18 protein-coding genes are annotated in these 20,237 nt (G+C 42.0%); 8 read left to right on the top strand and 10 right to left on the bottom strand.

The window, feature by feature from the left end; translation table 11 throughout:
• Positions 1-125 precede the first annotated feature (125 nt).
• From murI to VLA57_RS04770, 3 genes are all read left to right on the top strand, one after another.
• Positions 126-1,127, top strand: a complete 1,002-nt coding sequence (gene murI, locus VLA57_RS04780; RefSeq protein ID WP_020444367.1) for a glutamate racemase — start codon at positions 126-128, stop codon at positions 1,125-1,127.
• Positions 1,128-1,336: 209 nt separating this feature from the next.
• Positions 1,337-2,365, top strand: a complete 1,029-nt coding sequence (locus VLA57_RS04775; RefSeq protein WP_133104865.1) for a DUF4062 domain-containing protein — start codon at positions 1,337-1,339, stop codon at positions 2,363-2,365.
• Between the two features lie 205 nt (positions 2,366-2,570).
• A complete protein-coding gene (locus VLA57_RS04770) occupies positions 2,571-2,870 on the top strand; it encodes a hypothetical protein (RefSeq protein ID WP_011514557.1) in 300 nt (99 codons plus the stop codon).
• 129 nt (positions 2,871-2,999) lie between these two features.
• Here VLA57_RS04770 and VLA57_RS04765 read toward each other — a convergent pair whose 3' ends face one another.
• The 4 genes from VLA57_RS04765 to msrA all read right to left on the bottom strand — a co-directional run bounded on the left by VLA57_RS04765 (position 3,000) and on the right by msrA (position 6,862).
• On the bottom strand, positions 3,000-4,472 hold the full coding sequence (locus VLA57_RS04765; RefSeq protein WP_133104864.1) for a lytic murein transglycosylase: 1,473 nt from the start codon (positions 4,470-4,472) through the stop codon (positions 3,000-3,002).
• Positions 4,473-4,739: 267 nt separating this feature from the next.
• Positions 4,740-5,453, bottom strand: a complete 714-nt coding sequence (locus tag VLA57_RS04760) for a DUF1499 domain-containing protein (RefSeq protein WP_133104863.1) — start codon at positions 5,451-5,453, stop codon at positions 4,740-4,742.
• Between the two features lie 12 nt (positions 5,454-5,465).
• Entirely contained in the window at positions 5,466-6,125 is a 660-nt protein-coding gene (gene tmpT, locus VLA57_RS04755; RefSeq protein WP_133104862.1) for a thiopurine S-methyltransferase, read from the bottom strand.
• A 215-nt stretch (positions 6,126-6,340) separates the two neighbouring features.
• The gene (gene msrA, locus VLA57_RS04750) at positions 6,341-6,862 is read right to left on the bottom strand and encodes a peptide-methionine (S)-S-oxide reductase MsrA (protein ID WP_133104861.1); all 522 of its coding nucleotides are present in this window, start codon (positions 6,860-6,862) and stop codon (positions 6,341-6,343) included.
• 232 nt (positions 6,863-7,094) lie between these two features.
• On the opposite strand from msrA, the gene cmoA reads away from it, so the two are divergent.
• Positions 7,095-7,883, top strand: coding sequence for a carboxy-S-adenosyl-L-methionine synthase CmoA (gene cmoA / locus VLA57_RS04745; protein WP_133104860.1), 789 nt, complete (start codon positions 7,095-7,097; stop codon positions 7,881-7,883).
• 50 nt (positions 7,884-7,933) lie between these two features.
• Positions 7,934-9,025: a tRNA 5-methoxyuridine(34)/uridine 5-oxyacetic acid(34) synthase CmoB gene (gene cmoB, locus VLA57_RS04740; RefSeq protein ID WP_133104859.1), complete on the top strand. Its 1,092-nt coding sequence runs from the start codon at positions 7,934-7,936 to the stop codon at positions 9,023-9,025.
• A gap of 43 nt (positions 9,026-9,068) precedes the next feature.
• Here cmoB and VLA57_RS04735 read toward each other — a convergent pair whose 3' ends face one another.
• The gene (locus VLA57_RS04735) at positions 9,069-9,287 is read right to left on the bottom strand and encodes a DUF2788 domain-containing protein (RefSeq protein WP_020444359.1); all 219 of its coding nucleotides are present in this window, start codon (positions 9,285-9,287) and stop codon (positions 9,069-9,071) included.
• 415 nt (positions 9,288-9,702) lie between these two features.
• Here VLA57_RS04735 and argS point away from each other — a divergent pair, with 415 nt between their 5' ends.
• The 3 genes from argS to VLA57_RS04720 all read left to right on the top strand — a co-directional run bounded on the left by argS (position 9,703) and on the right by VLA57_RS04720 (position 13,630).
• Positions 9,703-11,532: an arginine--tRNA ligase gene (gene argS / locus VLA57_RS04730; protein ID WP_133104858.1), complete on the top strand. Its 1,830-nt coding sequence runs from the start codon at positions 9,703-9,705 to the stop codon at positions 11,530-11,532.
• A gap of 66 nt (positions 11,533-11,598) precedes the next feature.
• Complete coding sequence (locus VLA57_RS04725; protein WP_133104857.1) at positions 11,599-12,390, top strand: SPOR domain-containing protein; 792 nt, start codon at positions 11,599-11,601, stop codon at positions 12,388-12,390.
• A 145-nt stretch (positions 12,391-12,535) separates the two neighbouring features.
• Positions 12,536-13,630: a PTS transporter subunit IIC gene (locus VLA57_RS04720; protein WP_333954458.1), complete on the top strand. Its 1,095-nt coding sequence runs from the start codon at positions 12,536-12,538 to the stop codon at positions 13,628-13,630.
• 128 nt (positions 13,631-13,758) lie between these two features.
• On the opposite strand, the gene VLA57_RS04715 is transcribed toward VLA57_RS04720, so the two are convergent.
• The 5 genes from VLA57_RS04715 to rdgB all read right to left on the bottom strand — a co-directional run bounded on the left by VLA57_RS04715 (position 13,759) and on the right by rdgB (position 20,157).
• The gene (locus tag VLA57_RS04715) at positions 13,759-14,742 is read right to left on the bottom strand and encodes a c-type cytochrome (protein WP_333954457.1); all 984 of its coding nucleotides are present in this window, start codon (positions 14,740-14,742) and stop codon (positions 13,759-13,761) included.
• A 451-nt stretch (positions 14,743-15,193) separates the two neighbouring features.
• The gene (gene clpX, locus VLA57_RS04710) at positions 15,194-16,468 is read right to left on the bottom strand and encodes an ATP-dependent protease ATP-binding subunit ClpX (protein ID WP_020444354.1); all 1,275 of its coding nucleotides are present in this window, start codon (positions 16,466-16,468) and stop codon (positions 15,194-15,196) included.
• A gap of 133 nt (positions 16,469-16,601) precedes the next feature.
• A complete protein-coding gene (gene clpP / locus VLA57_RS04705; protein WP_188004114.1) occupies positions 16,602-17,249 on the bottom strand; it encodes an ATP-dependent Clp endopeptidase proteolytic subunit ClpP in 648 nt (215 codons plus the stop codon).
• A 455-nt stretch (positions 17,250-17,704) separates the two neighbouring features.
• Positions 17,705-19,048 carry a trigger factor gene (gene tig / locus VLA57_RS04700; RefSeq protein WP_011514543.1) on the bottom strand — a complete coding sequence of 448 codons (1,344 nt, stop codon included), beginning with the start codon at positions 19,046-19,048 and terminating at the stop codon, positions 17,705-17,707.
• Between the two features lie 446 nt (positions 19,049-19,494).
• Positions 19,495-20,157: an RdgB/HAM1 family non-canonical purine NTP pyrophosphatase gene (gene rdgB, locus VLA57_RS04695; RefSeq protein ID WP_133104852.1), complete on the bottom strand. Its 663-nt coding sequence runs from the start codon at positions 20,155-20,157 to the stop codon at positions 19,495-19,497.
• Positions 20,158-20,237: the final 80 nt, after the last annotated feature.

The following is a 20,237-nucleotide window of genomic DNA, read 5'->3' as shown; positions in this document are numbered from 1 at the left end:
AGCAAATCTTGTTATCTATCTTATAGCCCTTTTTATTTATGGGACTATTATTGAAAGTAATATTGGTTAAATTTACTAGTAGGGTCGGTATGACAGTATTTTTATCAAAATGGCGGTGAAATAATATGAAAGTTGCCGCAAGTGCTGTTACTAACACAGTTAATACTTACTCAATAATTTCTGATAATAACACTGCTGAAGAAGCGATGGTCGATAGTGTGATATACAATCATAATAAAGGGATAAAGGCAGATCCAGACCGTAGCGCGCCCATTGGCTTATTTGATTCCGGTATTGGTGGCTTGTCTGTTTATCTACATTTAGCCCAGCAACTGCCCAATGAACGCTATATTTACTATGCTGATACCCTGAATGTGCCTTATGGCAATCGAGATAGTGATGATATTAAAACATTAACATTGACGGCAGTAGAGTGGCTATATCAGCAAGGCTGCAAGCTTATTGTCATTGCGTGTAATAGTGCTTCAGCCTATGCGTTGCAGACAGCAAGATGCCATTATCCGCAGCTACCCATTGTGGGTTTGGTACCAGCATTGAAACCTGCGGTATTGGCCAGTAAAAGTGGTCATGTGGCGGTACTAGCAACCAAAGCGACTCTAAACGGTAAACTCCTGAACGATGTCATTGCTATGATAGCCAGTCCAAGTGCAACCAGAGTGACCAAATATTTTGACCCGCAACTGGTGCCTTGGGTAGAATCAGGTATGTCGGAAAACAGTGAAACGGCGCAAAATCTTCGTCAGCAATTGCAAGTGTTTGCAAAGGATGGGGTAGACCAGCTGGTATTAGGCTGTACACATTATCCATTCTTTAAAGATTTTGTGATGCAAGCAATTGAAGCGCAAAAACTATCAATGCAAGTGGTTGATTCAGGTCAAGCAATTGCGGAGCGCGTTAAGCAATTGTTGATCGCCAATAATTTGTCAGCATTGCCTATAGATGGATTAGATAGAAATGGTGTTTTAGATGCCAGTTTGAGTGACAATCAGATTAAGCCACCGTTGGTATTTTATGCGACCAAATACGATAAGCAGATGGATTTGCTGCTATCACGCTTACTTGGCGAGCAAACGCATTTACAATACCATACTCATTTTGAGTATTAGCCTTAGGGGCTCCTAGGATTAATCTCGATACAGCTGTTATAATCCCGTAGTATATTAATGGAATTGGAAATAAAGTAAACGCATTCTAGCAATATTATGCTAGGCTTGTATTTACCAAACAGAATATTTTAATTGCTTATTATTATAATTTTTCTGAGAACTCTGAGAACGTATCTTTTTCGACCAGCTAATAGAGATTAGAGGTGATCGTGCCAAACCGTCGCTACCATATTCATATTGTATGCGCTGATAACGACCAGTTATTGGTATTGGATAGTATTGCGATATTTTTTCAAGGCCGTGCCTTTTTAACCTATGATGCTTCCAGTAAATTACCCAAAGCTTCGTTATATGGGCGTCAGTGTATTGATGCTTGTGATTATGCTTTGATGGTCATTGGCGATAGCTACGGTACGACGCAAAATAATGGTGTTAGTCAAATGCATTTGAGCTATCTCAATGCTAAAGCGAAGCTCAAACCTTTACTGATACTAATAAAGAAACATCATAACGGCGCCAATATCAGTAGACAGTTGCAAGAATTTACCAATGCAGTAACGTCAAAAACGGATAAGATTTATTATTACGAGACAGAAAACGACATCGAGCAATTGCTTATCCAAGCCTATTACAAAATGGTTGCTAGCCATAATATAGCTGCGGGATGGATCAGGGTTGATGAAGAGGCGATGAAGACTAATAAACCTTCAGCATCTGAGACTCTAGCGGCTACTTTGACAAATAATAGAGTGACAGGGCAAGAGACTACTGTCGTCCCTAGTCAGAGTATGGACGATAATGTCAGTAAGCCAATCGTATTGACAGAGACCTTTGAGATTCACTATAAAGCCCAAGCTTATGAGGGTGGTAATTTAACCGATGTGACAAGACCAATGGTATTGTCATGGCAAGACGTATTAATCACTCTGATAAAAATGCCAGCTACTTTTTCAAGCTATGGTCTACAAAGTGGTATCAACCGCTTAATCGCTGCGCGAGCTGAGATCGATATCAAGCGCGAGATGCCAAATGTCCATGCTGTGGCACGTTGTCAAATCTCTCAAGACGATCTCAATCATCTACAGCGGCAATTGGTTGCTGTTAATTGGATACAGCTAACTACCTATGGAACACGGGTCACACAGGAGCTTTGGAAGCTGACTTTTTATGCAAAAAGTTTACTTGATGCAAAAAAGCCATCGATAGAAAATCCTGCTATATCAACTGCCACTAGCTAAATTTTCGCCTTCGCTATTATCAGTCATTATCGTTGCTACCAATCTTAGAACCTCATACAAATCATGATTGACTAACACGTTTCTTGCTAATGGCTACGTTTTGTAATACAAAGTATACGTGGTACTCGTTGTGAATCCCTTTGATACTCGTAATAATGATCAAGATGAACACATAATAATACTGAGCGATTAAGGAGAGCAAATAATGAGTAATGCTAAAAATGATGCGTTAAAAAGTGAGTTGGATAGCTTAGAGCAAACCATGCATGAGGCAAGTCAGTTTCATACGTTAGAAGAGCAAGTAGCAGATATGAAGCGCCGCGGTATCGATCCGACCAAAGTCTATAAGGAATTGGATAGAAAGGAAGAGGATGCAGATTGGGGTGATGCCACGTGGAAAGAAAATGGCAAATGGGAGCCTAAGACGCCAGCAGATTTAGATGATAAAGCTCGTGAAAACTGGGATGGTGACAATGGTAAACCGAATCCACCACCTATCGTTTAATGTCTAAAAATTAGATATATCATGTAAACTGTGACAAGTCATAAAGAGTGTCAGAACTGACATGATCAAAAAGCCACGCTAATTAGCGTGGCTTTTTATTTTTATTAATACTTAAAAGGCATTACCTAATCAAGAGCCTTCATCAATACGTACCAGTTTTATAGTACCATCAGCACCCGTTACACGGCGATATCGCGTTGTGCTTGATTTTGATGGGCTGATCGCTATAGGCTGTGAGTAGCTATTAGATGTAGTATTTTGCTGTTGAATTAATTGTCCCATACGATCAGCAGACGTGGGGTTTAAAGGACGACTGTTTGTTGGCTGGTTATACTGATTGCCGTATTGCGAAGTATTAGGCGCCGTATTACCAACGATGGCACGATAGAATTTCTGCCCTGCACGTCCATCAGCTGGAAAAATGCCACGGCTAGACTGGTACTGCTGGATAGCAGTACGAGTATTATCACCGATAATGCCATCGACGGCGCCGATATCATATCCTGCATTTAATAATGCTTGCTGAATCGCTCTGGATTCTTGACGACCAATACCAGGATCGTCAGTTGGCCATGCTGTGATAAAGTCAGTTTTACTACTACTCTCGCGAGTAATCAAATCTGATAAATGGGCAATCGCCAGTGCATAGCTTTCTGAGGCGTTATAAGAATAGAACGTATCAAAGTTTTTACCGACTAAGAATGCAGGGCCGTCAGGACCGGCTGGTAATAATAATCCAGCACTACTCAAGTCAGAAGGAAGCGGGCTGCCATTAGCAAGGGTTAAACCTTGATTGCGCCAGTGGCTCATCGATTTTTTATCTTTACGGTTGGACGCTGCCCAAAATCCACTTGGCAGTTTTACCTCATAACCCCATGCTTCGCCTGAACGGTAGCCACGTTTATCTAAGAAGTTTGCCGTAGAGGCAAGGGCATCGGGGACGCTATTGACCAAGTCGCGGCGACCATCGCCATCGAAGTCGACTGCCAACTCTAAAAATGTACTTGGCATAAACTGCGTCTGACCAAACGCGCCTGCCCATGAACCTGTCATATCGCTTGGCGCAATATCACCGTTTTGGACGATTTTTAGTGCATTGGCATATTCGCCTTGGAAATAGCTTTGGCGGCGATCAAAGCAAGATAGGGTCGCTAAAGATTCAAACAAAGGTTTTTTGCCCAATGTCTGCCCAAAGTTAGACTCTACGCCCCAAACGCCTAATACGTGCTCGGCTTTAACGCCATAGCGCGATTCAATTTTACGTAACGTATCCGCCCATTGACGCTTGGCACGGATACCATCTTCTACGCGTTCGGTATCAACAAGTGATGACAAATAATCCCAAACGTCTTTTTGAAATTCAGGTTGATAGTTTAGCGATTGAATAACACTAGGGTCAGGCTCACTGGGACGATAGTTATTAAAGGTATAACTATCAACATCACGAAATTTGCTAGAGTTTTTTAGACCATCTAGACACTGCTGAAACTGAGCATTAGATAAGTTTGGTGCGTCTGGCTTGGCAGCTTGAGCGGTGCTGGCAAGACTTAAGCCAATCGCTGCCGTCAATAAAGATAAGGTGGATAAGTGATTCAAGCGCATAAAAATATCCTATAAGCGTCGAAGTAGCTGTTAAAAAAACAGTTACTAGAAATTAGTTATTAGAAAGCAAAATAAAGCGATTAAAAGTCGATTTTACTTAGAGTAACCAATCTCAATAGTAAAGAAAAGGTATCGTAGCACTCTGTTACTATAAGCTGACGTTGGCGTGAGGTTAGGATAGGGTTTTAGAAAAATATAGCATTACATAATTTTAGGAAAGTCTTTGGTTTTAACGTGGATGATTAATTTTACAAGTGTTTTACAAAGCTATTTTGCTAAAATGATATCCAACTCCTCAATAAAATTATGAATACGCGCTGCGTTTTTACCCAAATCGCTACCGCCAACCCGCGATTTACTACGGATATCAACCAGACGCTCGCTACCATTATCGTTGATACGTACAACGACATCATCTTTAAAACCAAACCACGCCGTAGTATCTGTTGCTTCAACAATACCTTTATTAGCATCGATATTGACAAGCTCCCAACCTAAATTTTTGGCAACTTGTTCGGCAGCGTTCACCAATTCAGCTTTTGATTGTGAATAGACTAGCGTTTTTAGTTCCGGATAGCCTTGACGTTGTTGCTCGGCAGTTGCTTCACCAGCATAAGCGACTGGATTGGGTGCGTCAGCCCGTAGCGGAGCAATAGCGACAAACTCAGGTGGGTTGATTAAGTCAGTTGAAATATCATGAATAGGCGCTACGGTTTTGCCCTTACTCAGCATACTAAGTGGTAATCCGAAAGCAACGGCGGATAACGCAATGGTGACTACCACATTGGCAAGCGTTAGTGTATTTCGCTTAAATATAACTTGTAATACGAGCAATACAAGCGCTGCAACAGCAGTCAATATGCCATATTTAAATCCTGTAAACACCGTACCTAATTCAATGATGTCATACTTATAAAGAGGGCCTGTCAATACGACTAATAAGAAAGCAATGAGACTTACGAAACTCACTAAAATTTTCATTAGATTTCTCGCTTATGGTTGATTCAACAACCAAACATGCTCTGTCACCGCCATCTCAGGTGCGGCGTTCAAAGTCGATGATTCGCCCTCAAGCTCTTGAATTTGATAGCGAGCGCTATAATACTGCTGGATTTGCTCATGACTGATTGAAAAGGGCGGTCCTGCTCGCTCATTTTGGTCGTAATTGAGTGTCAGTAATAACTGAGGAGCGTTTTGACTGAGGTCGATAACTTGCTGACTATATTGCGGGCGCAACTCTGCTGGCATCGCAATTAATGCTGCTCGATCGTAGACCGCATCAACGCGACCAACATCATTAGTACGTAGCATAAATATATCTGCAACCCATAACGCTATTGTTTGTCCTGATAACTGCCCTTGATAGCATTTAATATTTGAATTTTTATCATGCGCTTTTATCGTATAAGAGATATTATTTTCAGCAAAAAATTCCTGTACCGCTGACTCAACCAATTCAACGCCGACCATATCAAAACCTTGATTGGCTAGCCAAATCATATCAATAGATTTGCCGCATAAAGGGATGAATATACGGCTTCCGATGGCCATTTTTAAATCTAAAAAGTATTTAATCAACAAAGGATTCACTTTAGGCTGATTAAAGCCGATGCGTTTTTCCTTCCAGCGAGCCTGCCAAAATTCTGGATTCATTGCTTTAGCCTTCAGTTATAAGAATTTCTATTATCAGTTATTTTTCACAGTCGATGCATTATCATAACTTGTCGCATAATATTGTCAAAGTCATTAACTCCAATAAAATTATCAAGAATTAAAAAAGCCAAATACTTATATTATAAGCATTTGGCTTTTACGAGATTAAAAGCTGGGCATTGAATTCAAAAAACTCTGTAATCAGAAGATAATATTTAGCTCACCATATATTGACTGAATTCTTTACGCAGTTTGGCAAGTTTTGGTGGTATGGCAAAGTTACAATAGGCTTGACCTGGATTTCTATTAAAAAAGTCTTGATGAGCTTCTTCAGCGATATAAAATTCAACCGCAGGATGCACTTCAGTAACGATGTTAAGACCCATATCACGTAGTTTATTAATCGTGCGATCGATGGTTGGTTTTTGATTGTCATCGGTGTAATAGACGACGCTGCGATATTGGCTGCCGACATCATTACCTTGACGATCCATCGTGGTGGGATCATGAGTGGCAAAGAAGACATCAAGTATCACTTCTAATGGGACAATCGATTCGTCAAATTCGACTTTAATCACTTCAACGTGACCAGTATTCCCACCGCAGACTGCTTCATAGTTGGCTGATACCGAATCGCCGCCCATATAACCTGATATTACAGACTGTACGCCTTTTACGGATAAAAATACTGATTCGGTGCACCAAAAACAGCCACCGCCTAATATAATGGTTTGCATAATTATTCCTATTCTTATCATTATAAAATATGAGCCAAGCATGTTTTACAAATTTATTTTGCTTGGTGATATACATTTAGCTTAACAGCGCAGTTGGCTGCGATAAGTAACAAATAGTAATGTTATAATGGGCTTTTGCTACGCTAAGAAGCTCGTTATTATCAGCTGCTTATTATTGATATTGTCAGTCAAAATGATTACACACGTTAAAGTTTAGTTTAATTACCAAAGAATGAGTCATACTATGAGCCAATCTCAGCCTACCACTGTTAAACATGACACCTTATTCACCACGCCACTAGATAAAGCAGCGCGCTTTTCATTTGATGAGCAAGTAGTGGCTTGTTTTCCGGATATGATTCGTCGCAGTGTTCCTGGTTATGGTCAGGTATTGGCGATGTTACCCATATTTGCTCGTCGTCATTGTAAATATCGCCAACAGAGTGATAGTGGGCAGCGTGTGAGCCGTATTTATGATTTGGGTTGCTCACTGGGTGCTGCAAGTATGACCTTGGCTGGCGAGTTTGAGCCGCAAGATTTGCAAATTAAAGCGATTGATATTTCACCTGCGATGACCACTGAAGCGACTATTTTACTGAATGATAATTATCCTGAGCATGACATAGAGGTCATCACTGCGGATATTCGCGATATTGAGCTTGAGCCATGTGATATGGTGATTTTGAATTTAACCTTACAGTTTTTACCGGCTGCCGATAGAGTGGCGGTGTTAGAAAAGATTTATGCGGCACTCAGCGAAGGCGGTATATTGGTATTGACCGAAAAGACTCATGCTTTTGATGAGCAGTATGATGCGTGGTTGGTTGAACGTTATTACGATTTTAAACGCGCCAATGGCTATACCGAAATGGAAATCAGCGGCAAACGAAATGCGCTAGAAAACGTCCTTATTACGGATACTTTAGATGAGCATCATGCACGATTGGCGCAAGTAGGTTTTCAGCGTCATCTCACGTGGTTTCAGTTTTTAAACTTCGTCTCTATTGTGGCGTTTAAATAATTCTTATTTTTAACACAGTTGTTTTTTGATCAATACGGTAACCTGCTTTTATGCTTAACGACACTATTACCCACGCCGAACGTGAACTGTATTTAACCCTGCTAGAACTAGCGCAACAGCAGCCGAACGCTTATGAGTGGCTTAAGCAATTACCAACATGGTTAAATGATATCAAAGACAAGGCCAACTATGCGCACGCGCCTGCCTACCAGGCATCAGTCGCTCGTTTGCCAACATTAACCGTCAATAATGTCGATCTGAACAGTGATGTCCTGACGATTGAGGCAAATCTTAGTGAGTCTCAGCGCAAACAAACAATGGCATTATTAAAGCAGCTCATGCCGTGGCGCAAAGGGCCTTTTCAAATTGGTGGTCAGATCAGTAGTCGTCAAACTGTTGATACTCAAGATGACAGCGATACCAATGCGCCAATATTGATTGATACCGAATGGCACAGTGATTGGAAATGGCAACGAGTCGCACCGCATTTGAGTCCTTTAAAAGGTCGTCGCGTCTTAGATGTTGGTGGTGGTTCTGGTTATCATGGTTGGCGTATGGCAGGCGCAGGCGCCGATACGGTCATCATCATTGACCCATCGTGCTTATTTTATCATCAGTTTATGGCGATTCGGCATTTTGTAGGTAGCGCAGATGCTCATACTCATGTTCATGGTACAGGGCGTTATCGAACTCATTATATTCCAGTGCCGCTTGAAGCATTACCGGATAATAGCCAGCTGTTTGATACCGTGTTTAGCATGGGTGTGCTCTATCATCGCCAATCGCCGTTTGAGCACTTGCAACAGCTTAAAGGGCAGTTGGTTAAAGGCGGTGAGCTGGTACTTGAAACTTTAGTAATAGAAGGCGATGCCAATACAGTACTGGTACCGCATGACCGCTATGCCCAGATGAATAATGTGTACTTTTTACCTTCGGTTGCCGCATTAATAGGCTGGTTAGAGAAAGCTGGTTTTACTGAAGTACGCTGCGTCGATGTGGCAGTAACTTCAGTCGATGAACAGCGCAAAACGGAATGGATGATCTATCATTCGTTAGCAGATTTTTTAGATCCTAATGATTCTAGCAAAACTCTTGAAGGCTATCCTGCACCGATGCGTGCTACTCTAATTGCCAAGAAATGATTGCAAAAAAATAATTGGCAAAGCAGTAAATTTTCAATGCTTTTTAGATAAACCACCTTGTAAACGCCATTTCTAACAATATTTTTAAGATAAAACCGATAAAACCAGCACCAAGTGCCAAAAACATCCAAAATGTACCAGCGCGACCAGCACCAGACTGTTTTGATAAGTCCCAAATGATAAAGAATAAAAAGGCAATAAAAATGGGCAATAAGATGTAAAGCCCCCAACTGGTAACGGTACTGGCAGCAATGGCAAACATAATTTTATCCTATATACGAAGTCATAAAGTACCACGTTCTCTGTTCGTTACTTTATTGCTTTTCAATGAAATACTTACAAATAGTTGAATAAGTATTTGAGCATCACGATATCTAGAGAAAGTAGCCAATAAATGGCGTTATTATAACGTGGAATAGGGTAGGTATGAATGTTTCATCAACCTTGGGAAACAGGAACGCTACAATAACTCTGACCTATAAGCCCTCTGCCAATTATAATAACCCTTAAACGTCAAATAAATCCTAGCACCTTGCTATAAATAGCATTTTATCGCTATTTTTGGTTCAAATAGTGCAATAGCAGGTAAAGGTTGTTATATTTGCAGGTTACTCATCTTTTTATCGTATTTTATATTCCACCACTTTTATTGTTTATTTATCCGAGTTTATAGTCCTATGTCACAAGCCCAAATCGATACGCTTACCTCACTGTTTGACAGTGCGATTGCAGTCCTAAAAAATGACGGCGAATTACCGGCTGATTGGCAAAATAATAGCCAAATTACGCGTACTAAGGATACCAGCCATGGTGATTTTGCCAGCAATATTGCCCTAACTGCGGCCAAAGCTGCCAAAGCCAATCCGCGCCAAGTGGCTGAAAAAATCGTCAATGCATTGCCTGAGAATCAAGATATCCGCCAAATAGAAATCGCGGGTCCAGGGTTTATTAATGTGTTTTTGAATACTGAAGCCAAGTTTGCCGTGTTAGATGATATCTTCAATTTGCAAGATGGCTTTGGCTTAAGCAAGCAGTTTGACGGACAAAAAATACAGGTCGAATTTGTCTCTGCTAACCCAACTTCTAGCTTACACGTTGGTCACGGTCGCGGTGCCGCATTTGGTATGAGCGTATCAAACTTGCTTGAGGCGATTGGCTATGATGTCACGCGTGAGTACTATGTCAATGATGCCGGTCGCCAGATGGATATCTTAGCGACCAGTACTTATTTGCGCTATCTAGAAACCAATGGTGAGACGGTCACCTTCCCCGTCAACGGCTATCAAGGCGACTATGTCAGTGATATTGCTCAGACATTAAAGACGCAGCATGCTGATACTTACGTACATCGTTTCGCAGATATTGCCGAGAACGTGCCAGAAGATGCGCAGTTCGAAATAAATGCCGATGGCGAAAAAATACTGCTATCAGGTGATAAAGAAGCCCATATCGATGGTCTAATTACTAATAGTAAAGCTTTACTTGGTAATGGTTATGAGCTGTTTCTAAATGCAGCATTAAGCAGTATTTTGGCTGATATCAAAGACGATCTAAATGACTTCGGTGTGAGTTATGAATGCTGGTTTAGCGAAAGATCGATTGATAGTGAGATTGAGCCAGTCTTACAGATTTTAGAAGACAAAGGCTATCTCTACGAAAAAGACGGCAATATTTGGTTTAAGTCGACGGATTTTGGCGATGAAAAAGACCGTGTCGTACGCCGTGCTAATGGGCAAAGCACCTATTTTGCCTCTGATATCGCCTATCATAAAAATAAATTCGATCGCGGTTTTGACAAAGTCGTGAACGTTTGGGGTGCAGACCACCATGGCTATGTACCGCGCGTAAAAGCGGCTTTATTGGCGCTTGGTATCGATGCCGACCGTTTAGATGTGGTGTTAGTGCAGTTTGTCGCATTATGGCGCGGTGATGAAAAAGTACAAATGTCATCACGCTCTGGCAAATTTGTGACCTTACGTGAGCTACGTCACGAAGTTGGCAACGATGCAGCGCGTTTTTATTACGTCGCGCGTAAGCCTGAAGTACATGTTGATTTTGACTTGGAGCTTGCGAAATCGCAAAGTAAAGACAACTTGGTTTATTACATTCAATATGCACATGCCCGCGTTTGCCGTGTGTTAGAAAAACTAGAAACCAGTGGTTTAAGTGTGGATGATGCGATAGGTGCGGCGCAGCAAGAATTACTTGTTGCACCAAGTGAAGAGGAGTTGATTAAGCTGCTTGCCGCTTATCCTGCTACCTTGATGCGCTCAGCGACAGGTTATGAGCCGCACATCTTGACTAATTACCTTAAAGAGTTGGCAGCGTTATTCCATGGTTGGTACGATAGCAATCGTATTTTGCCTGTGAGCCTGACTTCAGGTGAGACACCAAGCGCCGATGAAATGGCGATGATGCAAGCTCGTTTACGTTTATCTAAAGCAGTACGCCAAGTTATCAGTAACGGGCTTGGTCTATTAGGGCTGTCTGCACCGTCTAGCATGTAATAAAGCTAGCAACTGATAGTAATAATTCAATAATGACAGATAGATTCAGTAGGGAGAATGCGATCCATGTTAGCCAAAAAACCAAGAGGTGCCACTGAAAAGCGCAAAACAAGTAGTGCGTCAGGCTTATTATGGATGTTCGTTGGCGCAGTGTTGACACTGATGATTGGGGTATTCTTATATCTGTCACCATGGTTTAATTTTAGCCCCGCTGATACGGCTGGAGATCCTAATAAGCAAATACAGCAACGAGTGGATCCGGATGCCGACAATGGTGATTATGAGTTCTATGATATTTTACCCAATCAAGAAATGGCAACCGTCCCTGATGAAGAATTTGACAAGACCGACAATGACCAGCTGGGTGAAATCATAGATTTTGAACCGGATGTGATTGTCAATCAAACTGACAGTAACGTGCCTAGTGCTAATGATAGTACGGGTAGTATTTCTGAAGGTACAACCAGTGCGCCAAATGCTGGTGCAGCTACTGGTAATGATGATATCGTTATTATTGAGGAAGATGCGACCTACGATGGTACGCCAGCGACAAGCAATCCGGGTACTAATGTAAACAAACCCAATGCTGGCAATGCAAGCATTCAAGCTGCTAAGCCTGCTGCTACGTATATCCTACAAATTAACAGTTTTGGTGATGCTGATGAAGCCGACCGTCGCCGTGCGCAAGTACTGATGGCAGGTGTCGATGCAAAAGTCGTCAAAAACACTACTGGTAATGGCTTGCCTATCTATCAGGTGATTTCACGCCCGATGAATAGTCGTCAAGCCGTTGCTACTGCTCAGCAGCGCCTGCAAAATAACGGAATTGATTCTATTATCGTTGAACAACGTCGTTAGTTTTAGATTGATTTGATTGTTTAGAAAAAAAGCGTCACAGTGGCGCTTTTTTTATACGTTTTTTTTGCTAATAGCGGCGTATTTTTTCTAAGCTTAACCCACTATATTGAAATTTTTTATTGCCACACTAACCGAGAGTATCGCTATGACGGTATCTAATTCAGCAGTAACCACGCAAAGTCCTTTTAAAGCATTTTTTCAAAAATACTTTATTGATGCATTTACTGGTATGGCTTTGGGGCTTTTTGTCACCCTCATAGCGGGTCTTATCATCTCGCAAATCGGTGGTTGGCTAAATCTGCCGGCACTGATTGCCGTCGGAAAATTGGCATCTGTGTTAATGGGCGCGGGCATCGGTGTCGGCATTGCTTATTATCTAAAAGCGCCAACTTTGGTAATGCTTAGCTGCTTGGTCGCTGGTATGTTGGGCGCTCACTCTGAAGCATTAATGGCAGGTAATCTATTTATTGCTCAAAAAGCAGGTCCGGCAACCTTTGCTGCGCTACCGGGTAATCCAATCGGTGCATATTTGGCGTCAGTTTTTGCCTATCGCGCTGGTACATGGGTTGCAGGCAAGACCAAGCTTGATATTCTACTGGTACCTTTACTGGTCTGCGCGGTGGCATTAGCGGTATGTGCGCTGCTCAATCCTCCTGTTGTTGCTGCGGTCAATGCCATTGGTCAAGGGATTCAAGCGGCAACCACATTACAACCGTTATTAATGGGTATTGTGATTGCTGTCGTAGTTGGCATATTGCTAACGATGCCGACATCGAGTGCGGCGATTTGTATTGCTATTGGACTTGGCGGAGTTGCAGGTGGGGCGGCAGTGGTAGGCTGCGCGGCACATATGATTGGCTTTGCCGTCGCCAGTTTTAAGGACAACGGCATAAGTGGGGTGGTGTCTCAGGGTTTGGGCACTAGCATGCTACAAATCCCCAATGTGCTCAGAAAACCCATTATTTTATTACCGGCTGTTATAGCAAGTGCTATCGTCGGTCCGATAGCGACCGTCGGCTTTGAGCTAGCATGTACGGCTACAGGCGCAGGTATGGGAACTGCAGGACTGGTTGGCGTATTTGGCGTGATTGAAGCGTCAAAAGAGATTATGAGTACTGGTCAATTATGGACGGCGATTATTTTATTGATGTTTATATTGCCCGCTGTGATTGCTGGACTGGTGGCTTATATGATGCGCCGATTTGGTTGGTTGGTCGATGGCGATATGAAACTGCCTTAACATTCATTAAAAAATAAAAAGCATTCCTTAAAAAGTAAGATTTGAGGAAGAACTCAGGAAAATCGAAAAGCCCAGTTATCTAAGGTAGCTGGGCTTTTCATTCTTCTAGCATTTATAACATTTTTAAATTAGCGACGTACATCTTTAGGAGCGTCGCCCTTTGGCCAATCTTTGTCTTTATTGGCTTTTACCGGACGTGGCAAGTGAGTAAAGTAAGCAGCAATATCGACGGCTTCTTGGTCAGTTAACGTATTGCCTTGACCAAAGGGCATTTTGCCTTTGATAAATGCCGCAGCCGTATAGGTACGTGCCATACCAGCACCATCATTAAAGGACTTTTCACCAGCGACAGCAGGATAAACGTAAGTGCCATCGTCGTTATACTGACCTTCACCAGTGGCACCATGACAAACGCTACACTTCTCTGCAAATAGCTTTTCGCCATTGTCAGTGTTTGGCTCGAGGTTTTTATCCACTTTGACAAAACCGCGACCTTCAGGCGATACGCCAAAAGGCATGTCTTGTGACAACCAGCTCATGTAAGCCACCATCGCGTTCATATCATCTGAACCCAGATCAAGTGCCTTACCGTTCATCGAACGCTCAAAACAGCCGTTAATACGTTCTTGTATCGTATTGACACGACCTGCGCGCGTACGATAGATAGGATAGACACTGGGCATATTGTTCCAAGGCGCAGCATAAGCCTCTGAACCATTGCCAAGGTGACAGCTGGTACAGTTCAGCTGATTACCAACGTTATTTGGCATCTCTTTATAAGTGTGATTGGCAATTTGTAAGCCGCGACGCACAGCGGCACCAAACTCATCATCTGGAATCGTAGATTCATCAGGCATCTTAATAGTAGGATTGCCACTTGCCGTATCAGTGCCACCTGCGGTCGCAGTTATGTCATTGGCAGCTGGCATGTTACTTTTGATCGCTTCAGCGCGTGCTTCGAGATCTTTTACTCGTGCCAATGCTGCCGCTTCTTCGACACGGTCAACGGCTTTGGTTTCAGTGTGATCGCTACAACCAGTAATACCGACAGCACTAATGGCAAACATAGTGGCTATCAAAACGGAGCGCTTAGGATATGGGAGCGTTTTCATAGGAATATCCTTATTTTAAAAAGTAATATAGAAATTTAAATTTATATGCTAGTTTAGGTGCCATAATGGTAAAACCAACTCGATATTTTGTGTCAGTAAAAGGCTAAGAGCAGTAAAAATAAGGATAATCTTTAGAACAGCATAAAAATAACACGTAATATCGAGTCTTTGAGGCAATCTTAGTTGCTCAGCAGCTTAACTCTAGCGCTTGAAATATAACAAAGAATGAAGCGGTAGGTTGCTAGTAACATTAGTGTATCAAATACAAATACGTAAAGTGTTTTAAAATTGAAAACAGAAGCCATAATATCAGTGTTTCGTTGCTTCTTTTGAACTGAAGTTCTTGTATTTAGCATAAAAAAGCGCTCAAACATAAATCATGTTTGAGCGCTTTTTTTAAATTTTAGCTAACTTTTCGCTAATTAAAACGAGTGATGTAGCAAGTTAACAGTTAAGCAATTTCAGGCGTCTTGCCTTCGTTAATCACTTGCTCATCAACGAGTACAGTCTTAGCATCCTTCATAGAAGGCAGCTCATACATCGTCTCTAACAGAGCATTTTCAACGATAGAGCGCAGTCCACGAGCACCGGTTTTGCGTGCCATCGCTTTTTTAGCAATCGCATCAAGCGCTTCTTTGGTAAACGTAATGTCAGCGCCTTCCATATCAAACAGATACTTATACTGCTTCACCAAGGCGTTTTTAGGTTCCGTCAAAATCTGAACCAATGCATCTTCGTCTAGCTCTGTAAGCGCAGCAAGTACTGGAAGACGACCGATAAGCTCCGGAATAAGTCCAAACTTGATCAAATCTTCAGGCTCTACTTGTTGCAGTAGTTCTGAGCTACGACGACTATCATCTTTTGAGCTGACATCAGCATTAAAGCCAATGCCTGTCTTTTCAGTACGCTGCTGAATGACTTTATCAAGACCGGCAAACGCACCGCCAACGATAATCAAAATATTGCTGGTATCGACTTGGATCAACTCTTGCTGCGGATGCTTACGACCACCGTGTGGCGGAATAGCCGCGACCGTACCTTCGATAAGTTTTAGCAATGCTTGCTGTACGCCTTCACCCGACACATCACGCGTGATAGAAGGGTTATCACCTTTTTTGCTGATTTTATCAATCTCATCAATATAGATGATGCCTTGCTCCGCTTTACTAACATCATAATCTGATGCTTGTAATAGCTTTTGTACGATGTTTTCAACGTCTTCACCGACATAACCGGCTTCGGTCAAAGTCGTGGCATCCGCCATCGCAAAAGGAACATCAAGTAGACGTGCTAGCGTTTGCGCAAGTAAAGTCTTACCAGAACCTGTTGGACCAATCAGCAAAATATTACTCTTTGCCAATTCTACCATTGCATCATCAGCGCCAATTTTAGCTTTTTTGCTATCATTGGCTAAAGTTTGGCTGACCTTTAGGCGTTTGTAATGGTTATAAACGGCAACAGCCAAAGCTTTCTTAGCAGCATCCTGACCGATGACGTATTCATCAAGCTTGGCGCGCAATTCTTTTGGTGTTGGCAGTTTTTTATTGACCCAAGAGGTATCAATATCGCTATCGTCATCACCATGTTCGTCACTGTCGGCGATAAGGTCTGTACATAGCTCAATACATTCATTACAGATATTGGCATCGTCAGCGGCAATCAGCTGCTTCACTTCACTTTTTTCTTTGCCGCAAAACGAGCACTGCGGGGTGTTATCTTCTGCCATATACAGGCACTCCTAAAATTTTATACTTATAAATATTCTGATGTGTGTATCAACGCTTAAGTGCCTAATATAGAGCACTTAAGCATAAGCAGCGCTACTAGCTACATCGATACAGCTGCTCATAGACTGGCTATTATAAAGAAGCAGGGCGATGCTCTAATACTTCATCGATCAGACCATATTCTTTGGCTTCTTTAGCATCTAACCAATAATCACGCTCGACGTCTTTTTCAATTTTGTCTACTGGCTGACCCGTACGCTCAGCCAAAATCTCGTTTAAGCGCGCACGAGTTTTTAGGATTTCACGTGCATTGATTTCGATATCTGTTGCTTGACCTTGCGCGCCGCCTGAAGGTTGATGAATCATGACGCGAGCATTGGCTAAGGCATAGCGTTTGCCTTTTTCACCAGCAGCCAGCAGGAATGAGCCCATGCTATACGCACCGCCCATACAGATAGTTGATACTTCAGGTTTGATAAAGTTCATCGTATCAAAAATGGCCAAACCAGCACTGACCGAGCCGCCTGGTGAGTTGATATATAAATGAATGTCTTTATCAGGGTTTTCGGCTTCCAAAAATAGCAGCTGCGCCACAATAAGATTGGCCATATGGTCTTCAACTTGACCGGTCAAAAAGATAACGCGCTCACGTAGTAGACGCGAGAAAATATCAAACGAGCGTTCGCCGCGAGCTGATTGCTCAACTACCATAGGGACTAATGCTGCTTGGGTTGCGCTTTGATTATACTGTGCGCTCTGGGCAGTAGTGTGTGCGCTCATCAGCATATCAAAATGCGGGTTGGCAGTGATGCGATCATAATCTGTCATAAAAATATCCTGTTTATAAAGATAGAAGATAAAAAGTAGAAAATCGTTAAATTTTTATTGGTGTTTATCATTGTAAACATTGTCGGTTTATAATAAAACCTATTACGCTAAATGAGACGGGTATCGCATCAATAGTTGATAAATAGCGGTAATAAAGGCTATTAGCTTAAAATAATTGAGCTAATGGTAACTTTTTTATCAGAGTAATAGTAACTTTTTAATGTGACAAATGATAAATGACTTCCTATTAATAGGGCGTTTGTGCGTACTTATCAAGGGTGCTGTCTATAATCTAGCCATAAAGATAGCATATAAGCCACCAATAAAAATGCCCTAACAAATTTGTTAGGGCATTTTTAGAGCAATCTTAGCAGTCAGTACCAGTTAATGGCAAAGATTTAGCTAGATTACATTGCTTGCTGTTGTTGTTGCTGAGCAGCTAATAGGTCTTGGTAGCTAACTTCTTTGTCAGTTACTTTACCTTGCTCGATTAGATAATCAACCACTTGGTCTTCTAATACAACAGACTCAATGTTCGCGCGCTGTTGCTTATCAGTGGTGTAGTACTCGATTACCTCACTTGGATCTTCGTAGTTTTCAGCCGCTTCTTTGATGAACGTCTCAACGCGAGCTTGGTCAACTTCTAAGCCTTTGGTATCGATAACGCGAGCAACGATGATGCCAAGGCGTGCCGCACGTAGTGCTTGCTCTTCGAATAACTCATTTGGTAGCATGTCTTTATCGAAGCTATCAGCATTCGCACCGAACTGCTGAGAAAAACGTTGCATCATCATGTTGCGTTGACGCTCGATTTCTTGCTCTAGCATAGCATTAGGTACGTCAAACTCGTTCTTTTCTAACAAAGCATCAAACGTTGCTTGCTTTACTTGGCTACGAGCAGCATTTTTGATTTCGCGTTCCATGTTTTTGCGAACGTCATCTTTTAACTTCTCAACGCCGCCTTCTTTAACACCAAATAGCTCAAGGAATGCATCGTCAATTTCTGGTAGCTTAGATTTTTCAACCAATTTTACATTGATTTTGAACTGAGCTTCTTTACCCGCTAAGTTTTCAGCTTGATAATCTTCTGGGAAAGTCACGTCGATGGTTTTTTCTTCGCCAGCTTTCATACCTTTGATGCCTGCTTCAAAGCCAGGAATCATCTGATTGCTACCGATAACCAATTTGAAGTCTTCAGCAGATCCGCCTTCGAACTTCTCGCCATCGATAGAGCCTTCAAAGTCAAAAGTGACTTGATTGCCTTTGTCCGCTTTACCTTTTTTCTCAACGAATTCTTCACGTTGTTTTTGTAGGTTTTCGATCATAGTGTCAACATCAGCTTCATCAACCTTGGCGGTATGACGCTCAACTTCGATCTCATTGATACCTTGTACATCAACTTCTGGGAAGATTTCAACAGTGGCTTGATAAACCAAGAAATCATCTTCAAGTTTTACGTCGTCGATATTCGGCATGCCAACGGCGCGGATGTCTTCAGACTTGATCGCTTCAAAAACGGTATCACGAATAACGTCGTTGATCACTTCTTGTTGAATGCCAGCACCGTACTGTGAACGGATATGTGACATAGGCACGTTACCTTTACGGAAACCGTCAATCTTGGCAGTTTTCGCTACTTGGCGAATACGGCCTTCAACTTTGTTTTGAATCTTTTCAACGGGTACTTTAACCGTTAACTGAGTTTCTTTGTTAGATAGCTTGTTGGTTGTGACTTGTAAATCTGTAGCCATGATCATTACACCTTTAGGATTGAATAATAGACAACCATGCCTCAAAATACGGGCGTTTATGACTGGTTGCCGTTGGAATAAATAGGGGATAGTGATAGCAAGTCATTCTCAAATCAATGCCTTTAGCAATCGCTGCTGGCTCTGAAAAACGACATGTTTAATCTTAGTCGATACTATCAAATATCAATAATAAACCGTCAATAGGTCGCATAATAACGCTTTTTGGCGAATAATACAGACAATTAACGGCTTTCAACAAAATTTTAAAAGTAGAACAGTATAATCTATCTGTTTATTAAAGTAAAAATTATCTGTTTTGTCGTTTACGCGGTATCAATTTACTATATCAGTCATCTCATTTAAAGTACGTCTTGTATGTCTACGCCTGATTTACTGATGTGAGGATTAAATGGCATCAAATTGGATAACTACAAGAGATAAGCGTCTTATAAAGGCAATTGCGCCAATAACTGCTTGATCGCCTGACCGCGATGGCTGATGCTATTTTTATCCGCAGCGCTGAGGGTTGCAGCCGTCGCCTGCAGCTCTGGTAACCAGAACAGTGGATCATAACCAAAGCCACCTTCACCATGTGGCAACTCTAAAATCTCACCGTGCCATAAACCTTGCGCGATAATTGGTAGCGGATCATCAGCATGACGCACCATCGCTAGTACGCAAACGAACATGCCCTTAATAGCAGTATCAGGCTGCGCTGCGCGGATAGGCTGCAAGTCAGCGATAAGCTTTTCATTATTCTTACTATCGTTACCATGCTCACCGGCATAGCGCGCCGAAAAAATACCAGGTGCATTACCCAATACTGGCACACAAAGTCCAGAATCGTCGGCAATCGCAGGCAATCCACTAATACGGCTAGCATGACGGGCTTTTATAATGGCATTTTCGATAAAACTTAAGCCATCTTCAATCGCATCGTCGATATCGAGCTGACCTTGAGGGACAATCGTCACATCCAAATCTGCTTCGGCAAACAATCTTGTGAACTCAGAAAGCTTGCCTTTATTATTGCTGGCGAGTATCCATTGCTTGTGAGATGTAGATTGGGTCAAGGGTCGTGATGTGTATAGTGTATTGATAGCACTCATAGTTAATATTCCGTCATGTAATTAAGTCTAAATAAAAAAGAGGGTGATTCATATTAAGGTGCTATTTTTATAATTTTTTT

The sequence above is a fragment of the Psychrobacter sp. S4(2024) genome (genome assembly GCF_036861305.1).
Taxonomy (GTDB): domain Bacteria; phylum Pseudomonadota; class Gammaproteobacteria; order Pseudomonadales; family Moraxellaceae; genus Psychrobacter; species Psychrobacter cryohalolentis.
Note: the sequence above shows the minus strand (reverse complement) of the source record. Positions and strands in the feature narration are given on the sequence as shown.